This window comes from Colwellia sp. MB3u-41 (assembly GCF_014076845.1).
In the GTDB taxonomy this organism is placed as follows: domain Bacteria; phylum Pseudomonadota; class Gammaproteobacteria; order Enterobacterales; family Alteromonadaceae; genus Colwellia_A.
Genome location: NZ_JACGUT010000082.1, coordinates 42,192 through 65,718, shown reverse-complemented (window position 1 = coordinate 65,718; position 23,527 = coordinate 42,192). Strand labels below are relative to the sequence as shown.

Sequence of the window (23,527 nt, the reverse complement as noted above, 5' to 3'; positions counted from 1 at the left end):
GCCACTTCAGGATCTCCTATATGTAGATCGTTTAATAAAGACTGTTATAACATATTATGAAAATATTAAATAAAACCAACGCTGATATTATTAAGCACGATCTTGAACAAGAAACTGATGTATGGTCGTTGCCTACCGTAGAACCTGAAAATAAAGTTAAAGATGAAACCACTAATGCTATGGGTAAGAAAACCGCTTGGCGTTTCGAACCCCCTGAAGATATAGTTGAAGAGGAAATAGCGCCGTTAACGGCAGAAGATATTGAAAACATTCGCCAAGCGGCATTTGACGAAGGTTTTAGTCAAGGTAAAGAAGAAGGTTTTGCTAAAGGTCATGAGGAAGGAAAGGTGTCGGGCCACGAAGAAGGTGTGGTACTCGGGCATAAAGAAGGGGTTGAAACAGGCTTGGCAGAGGGGGAAAAAAGTATAGAAGAACAATCTGCAGCATGGCAGTCGCTCACTGAACAGCTGCATAAGCCGTTACTCGATGTAGAAAAAAATGTCGAACAACAACTTCTTCACCTTGTTGTGCAACTTACCGAAGCTGTTACCCTACAAGAAGCTAAAACAAATCCTGATATCATAATAGGCGCAATTTCTGCAGGCATAAAAGCTTTACCTAGCCAAGAAGCACAAACACAAATTTTATTGCATCCAGATGATATTAAACGTGTTGAAAAGCAGTTTGGTGCAGATCATGTTCAAGAGCAAGGTTGGCGCTTGCTTGCTGCACCACAGCTTGTTCCTGGTAGTTGTCAAATTGAAAACAGTACTTCCAACGTAGATTTGAGTGTTAAATCACGGATGAAAGAAGTATTGGACTCATTTTTGCAAGATGCATTACATCAGTAATTTCTTGTATAAAAGAGTCAAAATACCGCTATGGTTAATACCTTTCGCCTAAATGAAAGACTAAAAAACTGTCAAGAGTTTGTCCATCCGCATAAAGTTTCTGTCGCGGGGCGCTTAGTAAGGGTTGTGGGTTTAACCTTAGAAGCTGTTGGGGTTAAAGCCGCAGTAGGAAGCCAATGTCTGGTCGAGACCGCACAAGGCGATTTAATCGCCGAGATTGTCGGATTTTCTAAAGACATCACTTATTTAATGCCAGAACAAAGCTTACAAGGCGTTTTACCTGGCGCGCGCGTTGTGCCGCTAGCGACGAAAGCTCGCTTACCTTTTTCAATGGATTTGCTTGGCCGAGTCGTTGATGGTGTAGGTAAACCCTTAGACGGTAAAGGTCCAATCAAAAACTCGGGTCATTACCAAATAAATAATAAACCCATTAACCCTTTATCGAGACGGGCAATTACCAAACCTCTAGACGTTGGTGTACGTGCTATTAATAGCTTTTTAACCGTAGGTGTGGGTCAGCGTATGGGGCTGTTCGCTGGCTCAGGTGTTGGTAAAAGTGTTTTGCTAGGAATGATGACACGTGGCACAACTGCTGATGTAATTGTGGTGGGATTAATTGGTGAACGTGGCCGAGAAGTTAAAGAATTTATTGAAGAAATTTTAGATGAAGAAGGACGCGCACGATCAGTTGTTGTTGCTGCGCCTGCAGATAATTCGCCATTAATGCGTCTAAAAGGTTGTGAAACAGCGGTACAAATTGCTGAGTATTTTCGAGATCAAGGCTTAAATGTTTTATTATTGGTCGACTCGCTGACACGTTATGCACAAGCGCAACGAGAAATAGCACTCGCTGTGGGCGAGCCTCCAGCAACCAAAGGTTATCCGCCTTCAGTATTTTCAAAGTTACCACAACTGGTAGAACGAGCGGGTAATGGTGGTGAAGGTCAGGGATCAATAACCGCATTTTTTACGGTATTAACAGAAGGTGATGATCTACAAGACCCTATTGCAGATGCTTCTCGGGCAATTTTAGATGGACATATTGTTTTATCTCGTGCTTTAGCTGATGCAGGTCACTATCCTGCGGTTGATATCGAAGGTTCTATTAGTCGTGTAATGCCAATGGTGACCAGTGAAGAGCATCAGCAACTCGCTCGACAATTAAAACAAGTTTATTCCCTATACCAGCAAAACAAAGATTTGATTGCTATTGGCGCTTATAGCCGTGGCAATGATCCTCGTATTGATCAGTCAATTGACTTAATGCCAGTGATCAAATTTTTCTTACAACAAAAAATGTTGGAAGTTATTCCTTATGATCAAAGCTTAACGCAACTCCAAGAAATATTTTCTGCAGCGCAAGCACACGCACAAACAGCGCAGGGATAATAAAATATTCCTGCATCGTGTTGTTAAAGAAAGTGTAGTAACGCTACTTGGCCATTCACTATTACAAAGGGGTAACTTATGCCATTAAAGCAACTGGATACCTTACATCGTTATGAACAAGACAAAGAAAAAAAAGCAGCGCAAGCACTACAAACGGCTGAATTTGAATATCAGCAGAATATTGAACGGTTAAACAGTGTTAGCGAGTATCGACTTGAGTATATGAAACGGTTAAATGAACGTTCAATGGTCGGTATCGATAGCGCAACATTTAGCCATTTTCATGCCTTTATTGCCAAGCTAGACAACGCAGCTCAGCAAGTAGATATTGCCATCACGCAAAGCAAGGCAATAGTCGAACAGAGCAAGCAACAGTGGTTTGCTCAGCGACAAAAAATTCAAGCAGTGGAATTGCTTCGTGATAAAAAAAGACAAGCACTGGCCATTATTGCAAATAAACAAGAACAAAAAATGTTTGATGAAATTGCTACTCAACAATTTGTGCGACAAAAAATGCAGAGATAAAGCTATTTCTAAAGATTACAATATTCTTTGGAACAATACTTGCTTACTTATGTGTTAGAAAAAATTAGCCATAAAAAATGCTATAACTCTTTTAAATATAGCTCAAACTTACCGTTTAAATGAAAAGGTTTACTATGCCGCAAGTTAATACATTAGCCATAGATATAGCGCCAAGTAAGGACTTTAGTTCTGTTCAGTCAAGAGTAACAGGCTCGTCAAAAAATCCAAATAAAGATTTTGCGCAAATGGTGGATCAACATTATCAAAACCAACAAAGCGGCAAGAAACAAGAAATAAGTGGCAACAAAGCGAAAGTTGATGCAGAAAGTAACCCCGTAAATAAAGGTGTTCCGTCGAAAGATAAAGAGTTAGGTACGGCATCTGATGAAGAAATCAACACTGAAACTCATAAGAGTCAATCAGCAGAACAGTTGCCTAGTGATGATCAAGATATCAATGAAAGAAAAGATCAGCTAGAAAATGCTCAAAAAGAAGATCCTGAGCAGAAAAGTACAATAGTCGTAAACGTTAATAACGAATCGACGACCTCTAAAAATACAGAAAGTACTACCGAGCAACTGATGTCGTTCTTGTCTGCTTCTCAAAAAATATTATCCGATGGTGAAAATACGGTTACGCCAAAAACTAATGAAAAATTATCAACCCTAGAAAGTGCTGGGAAGCAGCAAGACAAAACTGAATTAGAAGTGCTTTTAAAGCAAGTACTTGGTGGAAATGATAAAATAAAAACAGGTGAAATTGAAGACAATTCAGTAAAACCTACCCCCGATAAAAACGTAGCTGAGCAATTAAAAATGCAGGTAGCTAGCAAAAACGCGGCATTGATAAATAAAACTGACGCTCAAATCCCACCCGTTGTTGATGCGGGTAAAGTGATTAAAAATGAAAGTAAGTTAGACATTGCTGTAGTCGAGGGGAAAACAGGAAATGAGCAAGTTTCATCAATGAAATTCACTGATCTTAAAACCCTGCTGTCAACCCAAACTGACGTTAACAATGTGACAAAGCAGCAAATGTCAGCAAGTGATCTTGAAGCCCTTGCGGTTGGTGAAGAAAATACAGCGATTGAAGGTGAATTAGAAAAAGTCAATACAGCGTTTTTAGGTAGTCAAGATAAAGTGACAACGCATGATAAAACCCCACAAAGTAATGCGAAAAATCATACCTCGTTAACAAAAGAGGGAGCCGAGACGGCATTACCCATAACGGTTAAAAACGAAAACTTGGTGGGTGAAATTGATGCTAACAATATCAATACAGATAAAGTCGCTTTTGCTGGAGTGAGCGTTCCTGGCGAAAAACAAGCTCAAGAAAGTAACCAGAATCAAAGTCGAGTGATCAATCAAGCAACCCACAAAGTACTTGAGGCACAAAACTCAAGTGCTGGCGAACAATCTCAAGAGCAGTCGTCAGAGCAACAAAACAAGAAAATGGCACAAAGTTTATCTAACACTGAAAAATTGGTCAATAATGAAGTATCAGTTAAAGAAAAACCATTTAATGAGATTTTTGATAAAAAACAAATGAATATCAGTATTGAAAATGCGCTTAACAGAGATATTCTTCAAGTTAATGAAGCGACAAAATCAGCAGCTTTTACTGAAGAGATGATCACCAAACTGAGCAGTGAAAATGTTCAATCTACGGCTCAATCGGTCACGAATGCAAAGCAAGCGACTTCATTATACAATGAAACTTTATCAGTATACCGTAAAGATTTTGCGGGCGCGTTGAAAGATAAAGTTATGGTAATGATGAACCAGAAACTTCAACAAATTGAAATTCGTCTTGATCCTCAAGAACTAGGTAATGTTAACGTTAAAATTAATATGCAAAATGAGCAGGCTGTTGTTAACTTTACGGTGCAAAACCAGCAGGCAAAAGAAGCTTTTGATCAAAACTTAGGTCGATTAAAAGAGATGCTTGCTGAAAGTGGTGTTGATGTTGGCGATGCCAATGTCGAGCAACAAAGCAAACAACAAAATGAAGATGAACTTGGCGGTGGTGATCAAGGTGGTGAGGGCGATGTTACTGGTAATGAATTATCAGCGTTAAGTGATACGCAAACACTAAATTTGGTTAAAGGTTCATCAACTGGCGTAGATTACTACGCTTAAATGAGAAAACTCATTGGCTAGCTGGCGATTCAACGATATAGTTGATTAAACATAAACCTAACATTTAAATAGATATTAAAGGCTCGATGATGGCTGAAGAAAAAGGCGAAGGTAAAGAGTTAGAATTAGACAGTAAAGGCAAAAGCAAAAAGATGATCATTATCATTGCTGCTGTTGTGATATTGGCTAGTGTAGGCGGTGGCGTTTATTTCTTTATGGGAGGAGACGATCCTGTTTCTCAAGATCAACTTGACGCTGAACTTGATGGCAACAGTGGCGATGACAGTGCTGAAGGCGAAGCAAAAGAAGATGTTGCGCCAAGTACAGGTTCAGCATTATATGTGCCAATGCCAAGACCGTTCCGTTTTAACGTACCGGGTGCTTCTCGTGATCGCTTCGTTGAAATAAGAGTGCAGTTATTAGTAAGAGGCTCTGACAATGAAGAAGTAGCTAAGAAACATGTGCCCTTAATCGAAAGTACCTTGCTGGCGGTTTTTTCTCAGTCAAATGCTGATGATTTAGCAACCAGTGCAGGAAAAATATCATTAAAACAAAAATCTTTAGTTGAAGTTCATAAAATTATGAAAGATGTTGAAGGTAGTAATGTGGTTGAAAAAGTATTATTTACCGGTTTTGTAATGCAGTAAGACAATGCATTTAACTAAAGAGACTATTCAGTGAGTGATTTATTATCTCAAGACGAAATTGATGCGCTATTACATGGTGTTGACGACGTCGAAGAAGAGGAAGTATCAGAAGACTTTGCCAAAGAAGAGGGCAGCACCTCTGACTATGACTTTTCATCACAAGATCGCATTGTGCGTGGCCGAATGCCAACACTGGAAATGGTCAACGAACGTTTTGCTCGTCATATGCGTATTAGTTTATTTAATATGATGCGCCGTACAGCTGAAGTATCTATTAATGGTATTCAGATGATCAAATTTGGCGAATATGTTCATACGCTATTTGTGCCAACAAGTTTGAATATGGTTCGCTTTAGGCCACTAAAAGGTACCGCATTAATTACCATGGAAGCGCGATTAGTTTTTATTCTTGTCGATAACTTTTTTGGTGGTGATGGACGTTACCACGCGAAAATTGAAGGGCGTGAATTTACGCCAACCGAACGACGTATTATTCAAATGCTGTTAAAGTTGATTTTTGAAGATTACAAAGAAGCATGGTCTCCCGTCATGGACGTATCTTTTGAGTATCTAGACTCTGAAGTCAATCCGTCAATGGCGAATATTGTCAGTCCAACCGAAGTTGTGGTGATCAGTTCCTTTCACATTGAACTTGATGGTGGCGGTGGTGACTTTCATATTGCTTTACCTTATTCAATGCTTGAGCCTATTCGTGAGTTACTTGATGCGGGTGTACAAAGTGATAAAGAAGACACGGACATGCGTTGGTCAAAAGCACTTCGTGATGAAATCATGGATGTACCTGTTGAGCTATCCACTAAATTTATCTCTGTAGATCTTTCTTTACAGAAAATTATGGATTTAGAGAAGGGTGATATAATTCCTATTGAGATGCCAGAACATATTACGGTGTTAATTGAAGGTTTACCGTCATTTAGAGCTAAATTAGGACGTAGTCGTGACAATGTTGCGATTAAGATCTCTGAAAAAATTAAACGTCCAGAGTCAGTAAAAAATGAATTAACCATATTAACCAAAGGGGGTAAGCGCTTAGATAGTGATGCAGAGTTACACCTTTTAGAAGATGATTTTGATTATTAATAATTTTATTAAAGCAAAAGTAGATAATAAAGTAAATTTGAGGCCAATGGCATGAGTGATAAAGATGACGATTTAGGTATGTGGGACGAGGCGATGGATGAACAAGCCGAAGCTGCAGCCAAAGCCGAAACAGTTGAATTAGAAGAACTTGAAGAAGATGCACCGATCACGGGTGAAGAAAAGCGCAAACTTGACGCAATTTTAGATATTCCTGTGACTATTTCTATGGAAGTAGGACGCAGCCACATCAGTATTCGCAATTTATTACAGTTAAATCAAGGCTCCGTTGTAGAACTTGACAGGGTCGCTGGTGAATCGCTTGATGTTTTAGTTAACGGTACGTTAATAGCACATGGTGAAGTTGTTGTGGTGAACGATAAGTTTGGTATTCGACTAACGGATGTTATTAGCCAAATTGAACGTATTAAAAAGTTGAAGTAAAGCTTATGCGCTTATTGCTTTTTATTTTCTTAATTTTTATTACTTTTCAAAACAGTGCTGAAGAAACTTTAGTCGCGCCAACGGTTGCTGAAAAAAACGCTGGCACTGATTTGAATCAGAGAAAACCCGACACGGTGGAAGTAGGTCGACATGTTATGGGTAACCTTGATGCTGGCAGTATGATACTTTCTTTACTTGCGGTGTTATTAATGATTGTTGTCGTTGCGTGGATATTAAAAAAATTTCAAGTAGGTGGCAGGTCCGTCGTTAATGGTCTTAAAGTTGTGACGAGCCTAAATTTAGGCACTAAAGAACGATTAATTGTGGTACAAGTGGGTAAAAAACAATTATTATTGGGTATTACCGCCCAGCAAATTAATCTGCTTGAAACTTTAGCTGAACCTATTGAAATTAAAAGTGTTGTGCCAATAGAGCTTAGCCAAAAATTATCACAGTTTAGCCGTAACTCTATAGATAAAGCCAAGAGTGAAAAATTCTCATGACAGCTCCTTCGTTAACTAAAGTGTCTAAAAAAACAGAATATCCAGCTAAAAGCAGGGTAAAAAGAAATGCTATTGAAAATTTACTCACCAGTTTATTTTCGGTTAAAGGTTTTATTTTCCTATTTCTACTGTTAGTTGTTTTTTTTGCGAGCCAAACGGTATTAGCCGCTGATGACTTAGGTATGTCGGCATTAAAGCTGACCACTAACCCCGACGGTTCACAAGAATATACGGTAACCCTGCAAATATTAATGTTTATGACCGCATTAGGCTTTATTCCTGCTGCGATTATTATGATGACTTCTTTTACGCGTATTGTCGTGATCATGGCCATTTTAAGACAAGCCATAGGGTTACAACAAACACCCTCTAATCAGGTGGTTATAGGCTTAACGTTGTTCATGACTATGTTCATTATGACGCCTGTGTATAATGAAATAAATCAACGTGCGATTGAACCTTATTTAGCCGATAAAATGACATCTGTTCAAGCGATGGAAAGTGCCAAAATACCCTTGCGCGCTTTTATGCTTGAACAAACCAGAATTAAAGACTTGGAAACGTTAGCAAATATGGCAGGAATTGTTGCGGTTAATCAACCCACTGATTTACCCATGACGGTGATTATCCCCGCTTTTATTATTAGCGAGTTAAAAACGGCCTTTCAAATAGGTTTCATGTTATTCATTCCTTTTTTGATTATCGATTTAGTAGTTGCTAGTATTTTGATGGCAATGGGTATGATGATGTTATCGCCAATGATCGTCTCATTACCCTTTAAATTGATGCTGTTTGTATTGGTTGATGGCTGGAATTTAGTGATAGGTACCATTGCTACCAGTTACGGAATGGGGAGTGGCTGATGAATCCAGAAGTCTTTGTTGACATACTCAGTGATGCACTTTTTTTAGTTATTGTACTGGTCTCAGCTATTATCATTCCTGGTTTATGTGTGGGTTTAATTGTCGCAGTATTCCAAGCCGCCACGTCAATAAATGAACAAACATTAAGCTTTTTGCCTCGCCTTATTGTGACGCTTTTAGCGCTTATTTTTGGAGGACATTGGCTAGTACAAAAATTAATGGATTTCACTATCCGGCTGATTTCAAGTATTCCCAGTGTGGTGAACTAGTGGAGTTCACTGAGTCAGTTGTTATGCAATATATCGCTGACTTTATTTTACCTTTTTCGCGTATTTCTGCGCTTATAATGTCAATGATAGGCTTTGGTTCCAAAGTCATACCTGGAAAAGTTAAAGTGTTTTTGTGTATGACATTAACGATTGCTATTATGCCAGCCATTCCACCAACACAAGTCGATAGTCTTCTTTCTTTTCAAACCACTTTGCTTATTTTTGAACAAATGGTTATTGGTATTGCACTCGGTCTTGTAACGGTAATGGTCCTTAATACTTTTACGCTTGCCGGACAAATTATTGCGATGCAAACGGGCTTAGGTTTTGCTTCTCTCGTTGATCCTGTGAGTGGTATGAATGTCCCTGCGGTTGGCCAATTTTTCCTAATTTTATCAACCCTTATGTTTTGGGCAATGGATGGGCACTTAGCTTATTTACACTTTATTGTGGCGAGTTTCGACACGTTGCCAATAGGGGAATATAAATTTACTCCCGATAAGTTTAAAGAAGTGGTTGAATGGGGCGAGTGGATGTTTGCTACAGCGTTATCATTAGCGTTAGCCCCTTTAACCGCAATGTTATTAATTAATTTTTCCTTTGGCGTAATGACACGTGCTGCGCCACAATTAAATATTTTTGCAATAGGTTTTCCTGTCACTATGTGTGCAGGATTACTTATTATGTGGTTAACGATGGGCAACTTTTTTACGCATTATGAATTGCAATGGAAACGTGCACTTGATTTTAGTTGTTACCTCATTGATTGTAAGGCGAACTAATGGCTGATGCAGGTAGCGGTGAAAAAACAGAAGAACCTACAGAAAAAAAACTTGCTGACGCCAGAAAAAAAGGTCAAATAGCGCGTTCTAAAGATTTAGGGACTATGTTTGTCTTGGTTGGCAGTGCTGTTGCTATCATGCTTGTTGGTGGAATGTTAACGGAAAGCTTAGCAGGCATCATGAAGCGTTCATTTAGTTTGAGTCGCGCTGAAGTGATGGACTTTCATGCGTTGTATAATGTGCTTAGAGGCTCAGTAGGAAGTTTAGTTGCCCCGATGTTATGGATATTTTCGATCATTGTCGTTGCCGCTTTTATTGGTAATACCATGCTAGGGGGCATGAGTTTTTCTACCGAAGCTATGGCGCCAAAAGCCAGTAAAATGTCGCCATTAGCAGGCCTTAAACGTATGTTTGGTATTAAAGCGCTCGTTGAATTAGTTAAATCACTGATGAAATTCTTTGTCGTTTTTATTGTTGCTTATTTATTATTGAGTAGCTTATTCGAAGAAATACTTGGCCTGAGTTTAGAACTTATACCGTTGAGCTTAGAGCATTCGGTAACTTTATTGCAGTGGATGTTTCTAGCACTTGCTTTATCGGTTGGTATTATTGCCGCTATTGATGCGCCTTACCAAACCTGGGACCACACCCGTCAATTAAAAATGACTAAGCAAGAAATTAAAGATGAAATGAAAAATTCAGAAGGTAGCCCTGAGATAAAAGGGCGTATTCGTCGCACTCAGTATGAAATGTCGCAGCGAAGAATGATGCAAGAAGTCCCAGATTCTGATGTCGTTATCACGAACCCTACGCATTATGCTGTTGCCTTGAAATATGATGTCGCTCAAGGTGGAGCACCGATGTTGGTGGCAAAAGGTATCGACGAAATGGCGATGCACATTCGCACCATAGCGAAAGAGAATAATGTTGAAATTATTGTGTCTCCGGCATTAGCCCGTTCTTTATATTATTGTGCGGATGCTAATCAAGACATTCCAGAAGAACTTTTTGCTGCGGTCGCCCAAGTATTAGCTTTTATATTTCAACTTAACGAACACAAAAAAGGTAAGGCTAAAAAACCAACACCTATTGCAAAGAATCTCCCTATTCCCGATGATTTTAAATATTAATTAACTTAATTATTAATGGTTTAAAAATCTTTTGATGGTTTATTATCCAATCCAACCACTTTTAATCGATTGTTGGTCTGCTTATTGCTATTTCATAGTATGCGTCAAAAATATATCATAAGAGTAATATGCAGTTAATTACTTCATTTAACAAATTTAAAAAAAATAAAATAAACTTATTTTCTGGTTTAGGTACGCCACTATTAATTATGGCGGCACTGGGTATGGTTATTTTGCCCATGCCTTCATTTTTACTCGATATACTCTTTTCTTTTAATATTGCCTTATCTTTGGTGGTATTACTGATCACTGTTTATACCTTAAAACCCCTTGAGTTTGGCTCCTTTCCTGCGGTGTTACTGATAGCGACCATTTTACGGTTAGCACTAAATGTCGCCAGTACTCGAATTGTATTGCTCGAAGGACATAAAGGCCCTGATGCGGCAGGTAAAGTTATTGAAGCCTTTGGCTCAGTAGTTATTGGTGGAAACTATGCCGTAGGTTTAGTCGTTTTTGTTATCCTGATTATTATTAACTTTGTTGTTGTAACCAAAGGTGCTGGGCGAATTGCTGAAGTCACAGCTCGTTTTACGCTTGACGCTATGCCAGGAAAGCAAATGGCAATAGATGCTGATTTAAATGCGGGTTTTATTACTGCGGACCAAGCAAGAGATCGTCGCATTGAAGTGACCAGTGAAGCAGACTTTTATGGTTCAATGGATGGTGCAAGTAAGTTTGTAAAAGGTGATGCGGTTGCAGGAATATTAATATTATTGATTAATATTATTGGCGGACTGGTCATCGGTATGGTCCAACATGACTTAAGTTTTGACAGTGCCGTTGAAATATATACGCTGTTAACGATAGGTGATGGTCTGGTTGCTCAGATACCAGGTTTACTTTTATCCGTAGGTACGGCCATTGTTGTTACACGACAAAATACCTCACAAGACATGGGCGAGCAGGTCAGTAGTCAATTAGGTCAAGAACGTTCGTTGTATATTGCTGCTGCGGTTATGTTTGTTATGGGGATTATTCCTGGCATGCCTCATTTTTCCTTTTTATTATTTGCTTTCATGGTGGGAGGAACAGCCTTCTTTAGTGGAAAATATAAAGTAGCAAAAGAAAAAGAGTTAGCTGATAAATCAGAGGCTGCAGAGGTTGAAACTCAACAACAAGAAGCCGAAGTTAAAGATTTAGGTTGGGATGACGTCAACCACGTTGACATTATCGGTTTGGAAATCGGTTATCGCTTGATACCACTGGTAGATAAATCTCAAGGTGGAGAGTTACTTAATCGCATAAAAGGGGTACGTAAGAAGCTTTCTCAAGAGTTTGGCTTTTTGGTTCCAGCTGTACATATTCGTGATAATCTCGATTTAGACCCTAATGTTTATCAAATATCATTGATGGGTGTCACTATTGGTGAAGCTGAAATTCGTCATGATCATGAGTTAGCGATTAATCCAGGACAAGTTTTTGGAAAATTAGATGGCGTGGCTACTATCGATCCAGCCTTTGGATTAGAGGCTGTATGGATTAAAAATGCACAGCGAGAACATGCGCAATCATTGGGTTACACTGTGGTTGATGCTTCCACCGTTCTTGCGACCCATTTAAGTCAAATCCTCACAAACAATGCTTCACAGCTACTTGGCCATGAAGAAGTACAAAACCTGCTTGATATGCTTGGTAAAAGTTATCCTAAATTAATTGAAGGGTTTATCCCTGATGTTTTAACACTTGGCACACTGGTAAAAGTCTTGCAAAACTTGATGAATGAAGGTGTAGCGGTTCGCGACATGCGCAGCATTATTCAGACGCTTGTTGAATATGGGCCTAAGTCTCAAGACCCAGAAATACTGACTGCTGCGGTACGTATAACCTTGCGTAAATTCATTGTACAAGAGTTGGTAGGTCCGGTTACTGAAGTACCTGTCATAACATTGTCGCCAGAATTGGAACAGATGTTGCATCAGTCTATGCAGATGGCTGGAGACGATGGCGCAGGCATTGAACCAGGTTTAGCAGAACGGTTACAAAAATCTTTAACTGAAGGGGCTCAACAACAAGAAATGGCGGGAGATACGCCAATATTGTTAACCTCAGGGATTTTACGAGCAGTACTTGCTAAATTTGTTAAATATACTATCCCTAGCTTACGCGTAATTTCTTACCAAGAAATTCCTGACGATAAGCAGATAAAGATAGTCAGCGCTATTGGTCAATAATTACGATATCGGTAATGAACAGCAGAGAATATTGGCCGTTAAATGAATATGTCATTAACAGCGATTGCAGTTGATAAGGGGTTAGTTTTGAAAATTAAACGTTTTGTAGCAAAAGATATGAGAAGTGCTCTAACACAAATCAAAGAAGAGCTAGGCGCTGACGCTGTGATCATGTCAAATAAACGTGTACCTGAAGGTGTTGAATTAATGGCTGCGGTTGATAACAACGTTGAAATTAATGTGACCAAGCCAACCGCTCCAGCGATACATACCTCTGAAAATAGATCTAAGGCTAAAGCAAGTAATAGCTCAGCCCGTGCAATTGACAATGATGTTGTTAACCTTAGTCAAAATAATCCAATGACGAATGCTTCTGTTCAAAATAATAGAGGTGGTGAAGAAGGTGTAATTCCCTCCGATAGCTTAGCGGCATTACTCAATCGTCAAGTGCAACGAGCTCCAGCACTTAATGGCCAGGGTATTAATCAAGTTCAGCATGATAAAATCTCACAAGCAGCGGCAAAGTTAACTCAAAATAATACAAGCAACTCTGGGCAATCAACAACGCCAGTTCCATCAAGCAATATAGAGCAACAATTTAAAAGTTTTACTGATCGCTTAGAACAAAGTAGTCAAGAGCCAGGTAACGAGCAAACAGCAAGACAATATCAGCAACCTGCTATTGAGGAGCTGTCTAGCGCTTCAGAAATGAATTTGCCGCCTGCACAAAATGTAAATAACGAAGACTTAGAAAAAATGAAACATGAAATGTCTTCTATTCGTGAATTATTAGAACATCAAATTTCTGGTTTGATGTGGCAGGACATGGCGCAAAAGGATCCTGCTCGCGCTATGCTGGTAAACCGACTAATGTCATTGGGGATGAATGAAGAAGTTTCAGACCAAATTGCCGGTTATATCCCCGCACAAAAGAATGATCAGGATACTTGGCAATTAGCTAAAAAGTTTATCAGCCAACAAATAAATACCACAAACAATGACATTATTCATCGTGGTGGTGTCGTTTCTTTAGTTGGACCCACTGGCGTGGGTAAAACCACAACAGTAGCTAAATTAGCGGCCCGATTTGCACAAATTCATGGTGCAGACCAAGTTGCGATGATTTCAACCGACAACTACAGAATCGCTGGGTTTGAGCAATTAGCAACATATGGGCGCATTATTGGCTGCGAAGTAAAACTTGCTAGTGACGCAAAAACGTTAGATACCCTGTTACAACAATATTCTAAAAAGAAACTGATACTTATTGATACCGCAGGTATGGGGCAACGTGACATGCGTTTAGCGAAACACTTAACAACGTTAGTTTCAAATGCACGGGTAAGGATTCGTAATTACTTAGTGTTAGCGGCCAATACACAGCAGCGTGTGATGCAAGAGAATGTAGATCGCTTTAAAAAAGTACCACTGGCTGGCTGTATTTATACTAAACTGGATGAAAGTCTTAGCATAGGTGAAATTATTTCTACCTCTATTCAAAATGGCTTAGCAATAGGTTACCTTACTGATGGACAAAGAGTTCCAGAAGATATTAAAGTTGCAAATGCTGAAAAACTCGTTACGCTAGCAGATAAAATGTCAGCGAAAAATCAAGTCAATAAACCAATAAATTGGCGAACAGCACCTATGGTATCAAGTTGATTAGAAACGGGTTCATTTTTAATGCCTAAAACGAATAACACTTAAGTATTACAATTGCTCAGTAGAACAATGACAGACAACTTTTATGCTAGGTACTTATCTATTTGTCCTCATAAAAAAGTTGAGCGCATATTTAATCAAATGTGCAACACGGTAAATACCGCTGTATTCCCATAACTTGTTATAATATGTGAATTTTAATCCTATAAAAATATGCAGGTTATGTGATTATAGGGTTATACTAAATTTAGTTGATGGATTTTCGTAAGAAAGTAGAGAAATACGATAAATGAATGATCAAGCAAGTGGCTTAAGAAAAATGAAAAGTTCCGAACCAGTAAAAGTCATCGCAGTCTCTGGAGGTAAAGGCGGAGTAGGTAAAACTAACGTCTCACTCAATACCGCTATCGCACTAGGACAATTAGGACAACGCGTTTTAGTTTTAGATGCCGATTTAGGTTTAGCTAACGTTGATGTCATGCTCGGTTTACGAGTAAAGCGCAATTTATCACATGTACTTTCTGGTGAATGCGAATTAGACGATATTATCATTGAAGGCCCTGCGGGTATTAATGTTATCCCTGCTACGTCGGGTACACAGTCAATGGTTGATCTAACGCCCTCAGAGCATGCGGGTTTGATTCGTGCCTTTAGTGACATGAACACTAAGTTTGATGTACTCATTGTCGATACCGCCGCAGGTATTTCAGATATGGTACTGAGCTTTTGTCGCGCTTCACAAGATGTGATGCTAGTGGTTTGTGATGAACCTACTTCTATAACTGATTGCTACGCTTTAATGAAACTATTAAGTCGTGACCATGGTGTATTCAAATTTAAAGTTGTTGCTAATATGGTGCGAACTCCAAAAGAAGGCCAGCAACTGTTTGGCAAGCTATCAAAAGTAACCGATCGATTTTTAGACGTTGCACTCGAGTTGGTTGCGGTAATCCCATTTGATGAGAACATAAGAAAATCTGTTAGAAAACAAAAAGCAATTGTTGAAGCTTATCCTCAGTCACCTGCTGCCGTTGCTTTTAAATCTTTAGCAGCTAATTTAATTAAGTGGCCAATGCCTAAACAAGCATCTGGTCATTTAGAGTTTTTTATTGAGCAGTTGTTAGAAAATTAGTAACAATGAGCAAAAAGATAAGAGTACTTTATTTGAAAGTGCTTAATTTTCACATGATTTTAGCGAGTGAGCGATAGTGGTAAAACCAAATGCTTACAGTATTCAAACTGATAAATCTGCAATAATTGCGCAGCACACAGTTTTAGTGAAACGAATCGCTTATCACCTATTAGCAAGATTGCCTGCTAGCGTGCAGGTTGATGATCTTATCCAATCAGGTATGATTGGTTTGCTTGAAGCTTCAAATAATTTTGATCACAGTAAAGGAGCAAGTTTTGAAACCTTTGCTGGCATTCGTATTCGTGGTGCTATGCTTGATGAAATACGCCGTGGAGACTGGACTCCTCGTTCAGTTCATAAGAATAGTCGCATGGTCAGCGAAGCGATAAAAAAGCTAGAAGCCGATCTAGGAAGAGATGTTACGGATATTGAAGTTGCTGAAAAACTTGATATTTCGTTAAATGACTACCATCATATTCTTAGTGAAGTTAGTACAGGTAAAATAATCGGTATAGAAGATCTTGGTGTTGGTGAGGATTCTTTAACGAATATGGAAGATGTTAGTAATAACGATCCCTATGATAATTTTGAAAAAATAGTTTTTAAAAAATCGCTTTCGGCATGCATTTCCACTTTACCCGAACGCGAAGCTCTAGTACTGTCACTATATTATGATGAAGAATTAAATCTACGTGAAATTGGTCAAGTGCTTGATGTAAGTGAGTCACGTGTTAGTCAAATTCATAGCCAAGCGATGCATAGGTTAAAAGGACGTATGCAATCCTGGCAAAGTTAAGTAGAATATACATACAATTAAATTTTAAAATGTTCTCACCGGAGGGTGCCTTGGATAAAAATATGAAAGTTCTTGTTGTTGATGATTTTTCAACCATGAGACGTATAGTGAAAAATTTGTTGCGCGATTTAGGCTTCACTAACATTTCAGAAGCAGATGATGGTAGCACTGCTTTACCCATGTTAAAAGAAGGCTCTTTTGACTTTGTTGTAACTGATTGGAATATGCCTGGTATGCAAGGAATTGATTTACTCAAAGCCATTCGTGCTGATGCTAAGTTATCTCATATTCCTGTCTTGCTCATTACTGCTGAAGCAAAAAAAGAACAAATTGTTATGGCAGCTCAAGCAGGTGTTAATGGTTATATTGTTAAGCCATTCACAGCAGCAACGCTAAACGCTAAGTTAGATAAAATATTTGAACGTTTAGGTTAATTCTTTAGCTCGTTCATTAATTAGTCTATAGGTGAGGTTGTTGCATGAGTGTGAATACTAATGTGCATGTTTCTTTGGAAGAAGCAAAACTGTTGGTCGAATATTTAGAAAGTGGCCAACAAGATAAGGCAGATGAGTTAATTGCAGAAATTCAAAACCCAATTCATTCAGAGTTGTTTGCTGAAATAGGCAAATTAACGCGTCAATTACATGATTCATTAAATAATTTTCAATTAGATTCTCGGTTGAATGATTTAGCGACAGCAGATATTCCCGATGCTAAAGAACGTTTAAACTACGTTATTGCCCGCACGGAAGAAGCCGCTAATAAAACCATGGATGCTGTAGAATCTATCTTCCCAGTTGTTGATACGATACAACAGCAGATAAAGGCAGTTAATCCGTTATGGCAAAAACTCATGCATAACAAGTTGGGGTTAGCTGAATTTAAAAGCTTGTGTATTGATATAGATTTATTGTTAAAAACGACAGATAAAGAATCAGTTCGCATGCATGATTTAATGACTGATGTTTTAATGGCACAAGATTTTCAAGATTTAACCGGACAAGTTATTCGTAAAGTTATTGATCTAGTACGTGAAGTAGAAGATAGCTTAATTGGTATGCTGACCGCTTTTGGTATTACAACAGAAAATGACTTAGAGCGAAGTAAACCCAAAGTAGGTGATAACTTAGTTGAAGGCCCTATCGTTAACTCAGCGCAACGTGATGATGTTGTCGCTGATCAAGATGATGTTGATGACCTTTTATCAAGTTTAGGATTTTAATAGGAGTTGCTGGATGTCATTTGAGCAAGATGAAGAGATTCTTCAGGATTTTTTAATTGAAGCCGGAGAAATACTTGAAACACTTTCGGAACAACTTGTAGAACTTGAAAACGACCCTGATAATGCTGAATTATTAAACGCTATATTCAGAGGTTTTCACACTGTAAAAGGTGGTGCAGGCTTTTTAGCGTTACATAACTTAGTTGATGTTTGTCATGGCGCAGAAAATATTTTCGATCTGCTACGTACAAACCAGCGTAGTGTTAGTGCAAGCCTAATGGACGTTATTTTACAAGCACTTGATGTTGTAAATGAAATGTTTGTGCAAGTTCAAAATGGTGAAAAACTTGATAAAGCTGATGCAACGTTACTTGCTGAGTTGCATCGACTAAGCCAACCTGAAGGCAAAGAACAAGCGCCTGAACCTGTTCAATCTGTTGTTGAAACTGAAATTTCTTCCACGGGTGATGAGATGTCAGAGGATGAATTTGAGCGTCTTCTCGATGAGCTTCATGGTAGCGGATCGGCTTCAACACCAGCACCCGCAGAAAAAGCGACAATAGCTTCTTCTGACAGTAATGATATTTCAGATGACGAATTTGAATCCCTACTCGATGAATTGCATGGTCAAGGTGCATTTTCATCTGAACTTGTGACTAACAATACCGGTAAGGCACCCTCATCAAATAGTGCGTCGTCTGATGAAATAAGCGACGATGATTTCGAAGCTTTGTTAGACGAATTGCATGGTCAAGGCCAAGCGCCAAAATTATCTAGGCCAGCAGCAACGAGTTCCCCCAAGCCAGCACCTGTTGCTCAAATTCAAACCCCTAAGCCAACACCGGTTACGGCTGTTGCTAAGCCAGTAGTAAAAGCACCTGTTCCAGAAAAAGCACCTGCTAAAGCAATGCAAGGTGAAACAACGGTTAGGGTTGATACAAAACGTCTTGATCAAATCATGAATATGGTAGGTGAGCTAGTATTAGTCAGAAATCGCTTAACAAGTTTAGGATTGACCAAAGATGATGAAGACTTAACAAAAGCTGTTTCTAATCTTGATGCTGTGACAACAGATTTGCAGGGTGCGGTGATGAAAACCCGTATGCAGCCAATCAAAAAAGTTTTTGGACGATTCCCTCGTGTTGTTCGAGATTTAGCACGAAGTTTAGATAAAGATATTAAATTAGTGCTAGTAGGTGAAGAAACCGATCTAGATAAAAACTTAGTTGAGGCATTGGCTGATCCCTTAGTGCATTTAGTGCGAAATTCAGTTGATCATGGTATTGAATTACCTGACAAACGTGAAGCTATGGGTAAACCTAGAGAAGGTGTTGTTGTTCTTTCTGCCTCTCAAGAAGGTGACCATATATTATTAACCATCAAAGATGATGGTGCCGGCATGAATGCCGAAAAGTTAAAAGAAATAGCTATAGAACGCGGTGTTCTTGATACTGATGCTGCTTCTAGAATGACAGATAAAGAAGCTTTTAGTTTGATTTTTGCCCCAGGTTTCTCTACTAAAACAGAAATCTCTGAAGTTTCAGGCCGTGGTGTTGGTATGGACGTAGTAAAAACCAAGATCACCCAATTAAATGGTACAGTAAGTATAGATTCTGAAATGGGCGTAGGTACTGTACTCGAGATTAAAGTCCCGCTAACCCTAGCCATTTTACCGACACTCATGGTTATTGTTGGAAAGCAGACTTTCGCTTTACCACTTGCTGGTGTGAATGAAATATTTCATCTTGATTTAACTACTACCAACGTCGTTGACGGGCAATTAACCATCATCGTTCGTAAGAAAGCTATTCCATTATTCTATTTAGATAAATGGTTAGTACGCGACTTTGTTGATAAGCCTAGAGAAAAAGGTCATGTGGTTATCGTTCAATTGGGCAATCAACAAATAGGTTTTGTTGTTGATAGTTTAATTGGTCAGGAAGAGGTTGTTATTAAGCCACTTGACCGTCTATTACATGGTACCCCAGGTATGGCTGGTGCAACAATCACCAGTGACGGTGGAATAGCGTTAATTATAGATGTTGCTAATATGCTTAAGTTCTATGCAAAAAAAGCTGTTGTTAATAAAAAATTACACTCTTAGCACATAATAAAACCTTATTGAGTTTTGATAAGGCTTTTAAATTTATAAAACAAAAGAGAGAATAAATGCCCTATAAGGTGTTGGTTGTTGATGACTCGAGTTTTTTTAGACGTCGAGTTACGGATATTTTAAATAAAGATCCGAACCTTACCGTTATTGATGTTGCTGTAAATGGTATAGATGCTGTTGAAAAAGCAGTGTCTTTAAGACCAGATGTGATCACAATGGATATAGAAATGCCATTGCTTAATGGTATTGAAGCGGTGAAACAGATAATGGCAAAAGCGCCAACATCAATATTAATGTTCTCATCGCTGACACATCAAGGTGCTAATGCTACGTTAGAAGCTCTTGATGCTGGAGCCCTTGATTTTCTGCCGAAAAAATTCAGTGAAATAGCTAAAACATCAGATGACGCGGGTAGTCTGCTTCGTCAGCGCGTTGTTGAGTTAGCAAAAATGAACGGTTCGCTAAAAAGAAAACTGGCAATTAAAGCACAACCTTCACGTGTAACCTTGTCTTCTTCTGTGGATAAACCCATAAGTAAATTTGAGATTCAGCCCAGAAATACACTTCGTACAACAAAAGTGGAACCCACTCATAGCGAAAAAATTCGCAACCAGACCGTTAAAAGAAGTTCTGGAAAAAAATACCAATTACTGGCTATAGGGACATCGACAGGTGGGCCCATAGCTCTGCAAAAAATATTAACGCAATTACCGCAAAACTTTCCACTACCTATTATTTTAATACAGCACATGCCTGCTGCTTTTACTTTCGCTTTTGCCAACCGACTAAATACATTATGCAGTATTAACGTAAAGGAAGCAGAGGACGGGGATATTTTAAAACCTGGTTGTGCTTATCTTGCGCCCGGTGGCCGTCAAATGATTATTGATGGTACGGCTACATTGGCAAAATTAAAAATTATAGACGACAATTCAGAGAAAATAGCCTTTAAGCCAAGTGTTGATATAAGTTTTGGTTCAGCAGCCAAAGTTTTTAGTGGCTCAGTACTTGGTGTGATTTTAACAGGTATGGGCTCTGATGGTAGGGAAGGCGCTCGAATGTTAAAAGGCAAAGGTGCAACAATATGGGCTCAAGACGAAGCTTCATGTGTTGTTTATGGAATGCCACAAGCTGTGAAGGTTGCCGGTATTTCAGTTTTATCCTTAGCATTAGAAGATATCAGCCAAAGTATTATCAAGGAAGTTGATCATGGATAAACTAACAATAGCAGGACTTTTTGTTGCAATTACTGCTATATATTTAGGCTTTATCCTTGATGGTGGTTCTCTTGCCGCATTATTTGAATTACCTGCGTTTATTATCGTTTTTGGCGGAACGCTTGGCGCTGTAATGTTACAGTCATCATCTGCTCAATTTTTTCATGCATTGTCTTTGTTGAAGTGGATATTTTATCCACCAAAATATGACATTAATCAAGGTATCGAGTCCATAGTTGCTTGGTCTGAAAAAGCGCGAGAATCTGGTTATTTATCTCTTGAAAATGTTGCAGAGGAAGAACAAGACTTCTACACAAACAAAGCACTTAACTTATTAGTTGATGGTATTGAAGTTGATAACTTACGTGTTTCATTAGAATTAGATTTAGATTTATATCGGGAACATAACTTACGCTCTGCTCATGTTTTTGAGTCTATGGGCGGTTATAGTCCTACGATTGGTATCTTAGGTGCGGTGTTAGGTTTAATTCATGCGATGAGCAATCTAACGGTTCCAACACTATTAGGCCAAGGTATTGCAACGGCTTTTATTGCCACAATCTATGGTGTTGGTTTTGCCAATTTGATTTACCTACCCGTTGCAAATAAAATAAAGGCGATTATCCATCAACAAACTATGTACCGAGAAATGATTGCTGAAGGTCTTATTTCTATTGCATTAGCTGAAAATCCACATGCCATTGAAAATAAGTTGTCAGCCTTTCGGTTAGAGCAATGAACCACTTAAGGAAGCGTCGGCATTTTGTCGAACATGATAATGTCGATCGTTGGCTTGTTTCGTATGCTGATTATATGACATTACTTTTTGCGCTATTTGTCGTTTTATATGCAATGGCAATGGTTGATGAAGAGCCCTTTGAAACGGCGACAGAGTCGATAGGCAAAGTTTTTCAGGCGAAAGTATTCTTACCTAAGAACCGTGGTCATGGCGATGATATCCTTGATGTTAATACTTCAAAAACGAATAAACGCTTATACGGTAATGGTATTTTAGATGTTGCCGGACCTGAACTCGTTAATGGTGAAATTACGCTTTCAAATGTTTCTGACAGCGAAGTTGGCACTAATTTAACCTCACTAGAAAAAGAATTGCATACAGCACTATACGATTTAATAGAGTCGGGCTTTGCGCAATTACAAATTGATGGTGATTGGTTAGAAATAGAATTAAACAGCAACATGCTTTTCCCTAGTGGTTCATCATCAGCAACAAACAATGCGACTACGGTATTGGCTGTTATTTATGATGTTATTGGTTCATCAAGCAATTTTATTCGTGTGAGAGGCTATACTGATAATCAACCGATAAATACTGAAATATTTTCATCGAATTGGGAATTGTCAGTTTCTAGGGCGACAGCTATTTTAAGAGTACTCGAAGACCTTACCCTTGACCCTGCTCGTATGGCAATTGAAGGTTATGGACAATATTATCCACGTGAAGATAATAAAACTGCCAAAGGTCGATCACAAAATCGACGCGTTGTTATAGCTATATCAAAGTATGGGTTAGAAAAGTCAAATTTACTTGCTACACCCACGATCAGTGTTCAAGATGTTGAAGCAATAAAACAGATAGATAGTGCGAATGACGAGGAAAACGAAATTCGTATTATACGACTAGATAACGGTGGTATTCGCATTACTACGCGAGAAAATGATAAGTCATCTTCTCAGCAGAACAACAATTAGCGTAACAAAATAAGTAGGATACAAACTTGGTAGTATGGACCGTAGCAAATCAAAAAGGTGGTGTTGGTAAAACCACAACAACAATATCCTTAGGCGGCTTATTAGCTGAGCAAGGTTATAAAGTTTTGCTTGTAGACACCGATCCACATGCTTCTTTGAGCTATTATTTTGGCATTGAATCTGAAGATCTTGAATTAAGTGTTTATGACTTATTTGTTCAAGTGTCAACTAAAGAACAAATAATGCAAAGTTTATGCCCAACAAAATATGAGAATATCGATATACTCCCAGCAACAATGGGGTTAGCGACGCTAGATCGCTCTTTGGGCAATAAAGGTGGAATGGGGTTGGTTTTGAAAAAAGCCATGATAAAAATAGCCAGTGAATATGATTATGTTTTGATTGACTGTCCACCTATTTTAGGTGTACTTATGGTGAATGCTTTAGCCGCTTCACAGCGCATCATTGTTCCGGTACAAACTGAATTCTTGGCCTTGAAAGGTTTAGACCGTATGATGAAAACAATGGACATTATGCAGGTAGAACAAGATAAACCATTTAAATACACTATAGTACCAACGATGTTTGATAAACGTACTAAGGCTTCATTGCTGACGTACAGAAAACTACAAGAGTTATACGATGACAGTGTTTGGGCAGGTGTGATACCTGTTGATACTAATTTTAGAAATGCGAGCTATTCGCTACAGATTCCTTCAGATTATGCACCTTTAACACGTGGTGTTAGTGCTTATAAAAAATTATTAAGCAGTTTATTAGAACTGCAAAAATTAGGTTAATC

At 38.7% G+C, this 23,527-nt stretch carries 23 protein-coding genes; all 23 read left to right on the top strand.

Annotated features, from left to right (window positions below):
• Window positions 1-56 precede the first annotated feature (56 nt).
• The 23 genes from fliH to H4J73_RS13970 all read left to right on the top strand — a co-directional run bounded on the left by fliH (window position 57) and on the right by H4J73_RS13970 (window position 23,525).
• The gene (fliH, locus tag H4J73_RS14080; RefSeq protein WP_182176957.1) at window positions 57-851 is read left to right on the top strand and encodes a flagellar assembly protein FliH; all 795 of its coding nucleotides are present in this window, start codon (window positions 57-59) and stop codon (window positions 849-851) included.
• A gap of 30 nt (window positions 852-881) precedes the next feature.
• Entirely contained in the window at window positions 882-2,240 is a 1,359-nt protein-coding gene (gene fliI, locus H4J73_RS14075; protein ID WP_182176956.1) for a flagellar protein export ATPase FliI, read from the top strand.
• A gap of 78 nt (window positions 2,241-2,318) precedes the next feature.
• Window positions 2,319-2,765: a flagellar export protein FliJ gene (gene fliJ / locus H4J73_RS14070; RefSeq protein ID WP_182176955.1), complete on the top strand. Its 447-nt coding sequence runs from the start codon at window positions 2,319-2,321 to the stop codon at window positions 2,763-2,765.
• A gap of 134 nt (window positions 2,766-2,899) precedes the next feature.
• Entirely contained in the window at window positions 2,900-4,903 is a 2,004-nt protein-coding gene (locus H4J73_RS14065; RefSeq protein WP_182176954.1) for a flagellar hook-length control protein FliK, read from the top strand.
• Between the two features lie 89 nt (window positions 4,904-4,992).
• Window positions 4,993-5,550 (top strand): flagellar basal body-associated protein FliL, encoded by a 558-nt coding sequence (gene fliL, locus H4J73_RS14060; protein WP_182176953.1) that lies wholly within the window; start codon window positions 4,993-4,995, stop codon window positions 5,548-5,550.
• A gap of 30 nt (window positions 5,551-5,580) precedes the next feature.
• Entirely contained in the window at window positions 5,581-6,651 is a 1,071-nt protein-coding gene (gene fliM, locus H4J73_RS14055; RefSeq protein ID WP_182176952.1) for a flagellar motor switch protein FliM, read from the top strand.
• A gap of 51 nt (window positions 6,652-6,702) precedes the next feature.
• Entirely contained in the window at window positions 6,703-7,092 is a 390-nt protein-coding gene (gene fliN, locus H4J73_RS14050; protein ID WP_182176951.1) for a flagellar motor switch protein FliN, read from the top strand.
• Between the two features lie 5 nt (window positions 7,093-7,097).
• The gene (gene fliO, locus H4J73_RS14045) at window positions 7,098-7,595 is read left to right on the top strand and encodes a flagellar biosynthetic protein FliO (RefSeq protein WP_182176950.1); all 498 of its coding nucleotides are present in this window, start codon (window positions 7,098-7,100) and stop codon (window positions 7,593-7,595) included.
• A gap of 182 nt (window positions 7,596-7,777) precedes the next feature.
• On the top strand, window positions 7,778-8,458 hold the full coding sequence (fliP, locus tag H4J73_RS14040; RefSeq protein ID WP_259366621.1) for a flagellar type III secretion system pore protein FliP: 681 nt from the start codon (window positions 7,778-7,780) through the stop codon (window positions 8,456-8,458).
• The gene (gene fliQ, locus H4J73_RS14035) at window positions 8,458-8,727 is read left to right on the top strand and encodes a flagellar biosynthesis protein FliQ (protein WP_182176948.1); all 270 of its coding nucleotides are present in this window, start codon (window positions 8,458-8,460) and stop codon (window positions 8,725-8,727) included. Before fliP ends, fliQ begins: the two co-directional genes overlap by 1 nt.
• The gene (gene fliR / locus H4J73_RS14030) at window positions 8,727-9,509 is read left to right on the top strand and encodes a flagellar biosynthetic protein FliR (protein ID WP_182176947.1); all 783 of its coding nucleotides are present in this window, start codon (window positions 8,727-8,729) and stop codon (window positions 9,507-9,509) included. The genes fliQ and fliR overlap by 1 nt, the downstream gene beginning before the upstream one ends.
• Window positions 9,509-10,639: a flagellar biosynthesis protein FlhB gene (gene flhB / locus H4J73_RS14025; protein WP_182176946.1), complete on the top strand. Its 1,131-nt coding sequence runs from the start codon at window positions 9,509-9,511 to the stop codon at window positions 10,637-10,639. Before fliR ends, flhB begins: the two co-directional genes overlap by 1 nt.
• 128 nt (window positions 10,640-10,767) lie before the next feature.
• A complete protein-coding gene (flhA, locus tag H4J73_RS14020) occupies window positions 10,768-12,870 on the top strand; it encodes a flagellar biosynthesis protein FlhA (RefSeq protein ID WP_182176945.1) in 2,103 nt (700 codons plus the stop codon).
• 87 nt (window positions 12,871-12,957) lie between these two features.
• Complete coding sequence (flhF, locus tag H4J73_RS14015) at window positions 12,958-14,532, top strand: flagellar biosynthesis protein FlhF (protein WP_182177647.1); 1,575 nt, start codon at window positions 12,958-12,960, stop codon at window positions 14,530-14,532.
• A 289-nt stretch (window positions 14,533-14,821) separates the two neighbouring features.
• Window positions 14,822-15,664, top strand: coding sequence for a MinD/ParA family protein (locus tag H4J73_RS14010; RefSeq protein ID WP_182176944.1), 843 nt, complete (start codon window positions 14,822-14,824; stop codon window positions 15,662-15,664).
• 73 nt (window positions 15,665-15,737) lie between these two features.
• Window positions 15,738-16,460 carry an RNA polymerase sigma factor FliA gene (locus H4J73_RS14005; RefSeq protein WP_404851828.1) on the top strand — a complete coding sequence of 241 codons (723 nt, stop codon included), beginning with the start codon at window positions 15,738-15,740 and terminating at the stop codon, window positions 16,458-16,460.
• A 50-nt stretch (window positions 16,461-16,510) separates the two neighbouring features.
• A complete protein-coding gene (cheY, locus tag H4J73_RS14000) occupies window positions 16,511-16,894 on the top strand; it encodes a chemotaxis response regulator CheY (RefSeq protein ID WP_070374617.1) in 384 nt (127 codons plus the stop codon).
• A gap of 44 nt (window positions 16,895-16,938) precedes the next feature.
• Window positions 16,939-17,682 (top strand): protein phosphatase CheZ, encoded by a 744-nt coding sequence (locus H4J73_RS13995; RefSeq protein ID WP_182176942.1) that lies wholly within the window; start codon window positions 16,939-16,941, stop codon window positions 17,680-17,682.
• A 13-nt stretch (window positions 17,683-17,695) separates the two neighbouring features.
• Window positions 17,696-19,786 carry a chemotaxis protein CheA gene (locus H4J73_RS13990; RefSeq protein ID WP_182176941.1) on the top strand — a complete coding sequence of 697 codons (2,091 nt, stop codon included), beginning with the start codon at window positions 17,696-17,698 and terminating at the stop codon, window positions 19,784-19,786.
• 65 nt (window positions 19,787-19,851) lie between these two features.
• Window positions 19,852-21,012 (top strand): chemotaxis response regulator protein-glutamate methylesterase, encoded by a 1,161-nt coding sequence (locus H4J73_RS13985; RefSeq protein WP_182176940.1) that lies wholly within the window; start codon window positions 19,852-19,854, stop codon window positions 21,010-21,012.
• Window positions 21,005-21,751 (top strand): flagellar motor protein, encoded by a 747-nt coding sequence (locus tag H4J73_RS13980; RefSeq protein ID WP_182176939.1) that lies wholly within the window; start codon window positions 21,005-21,007, stop codon window positions 21,749-21,751. The genes H4J73_RS13985 and H4J73_RS13980 overlap by 8 nt, the downstream gene beginning before the upstream one ends.
• Window positions 21,748-22,725, top strand: a complete 978-nt coding sequence (locus H4J73_RS13975; RefSeq protein ID WP_182176938.1) for a flagellar motor protein MotB — start codon at window positions 21,748-21,750, stop codon at window positions 22,723-22,725. Before H4J73_RS13980 ends, H4J73_RS13975 begins: the two co-directional genes overlap by 4 nt.
• 26 nt (window positions 22,726-22,751) lie before the next feature.
• Window positions 22,752-23,525 (top strand): ParA family protein, encoded by a 774-nt coding sequence (locus tag H4J73_RS13970; protein WP_182176937.1) that lies wholly within the window; start codon window positions 22,752-22,754, stop codon window positions 23,523-23,525.
• The last annotated feature ends 2 nt before the right edge of the window (window positions 23,526-23,527 follow it).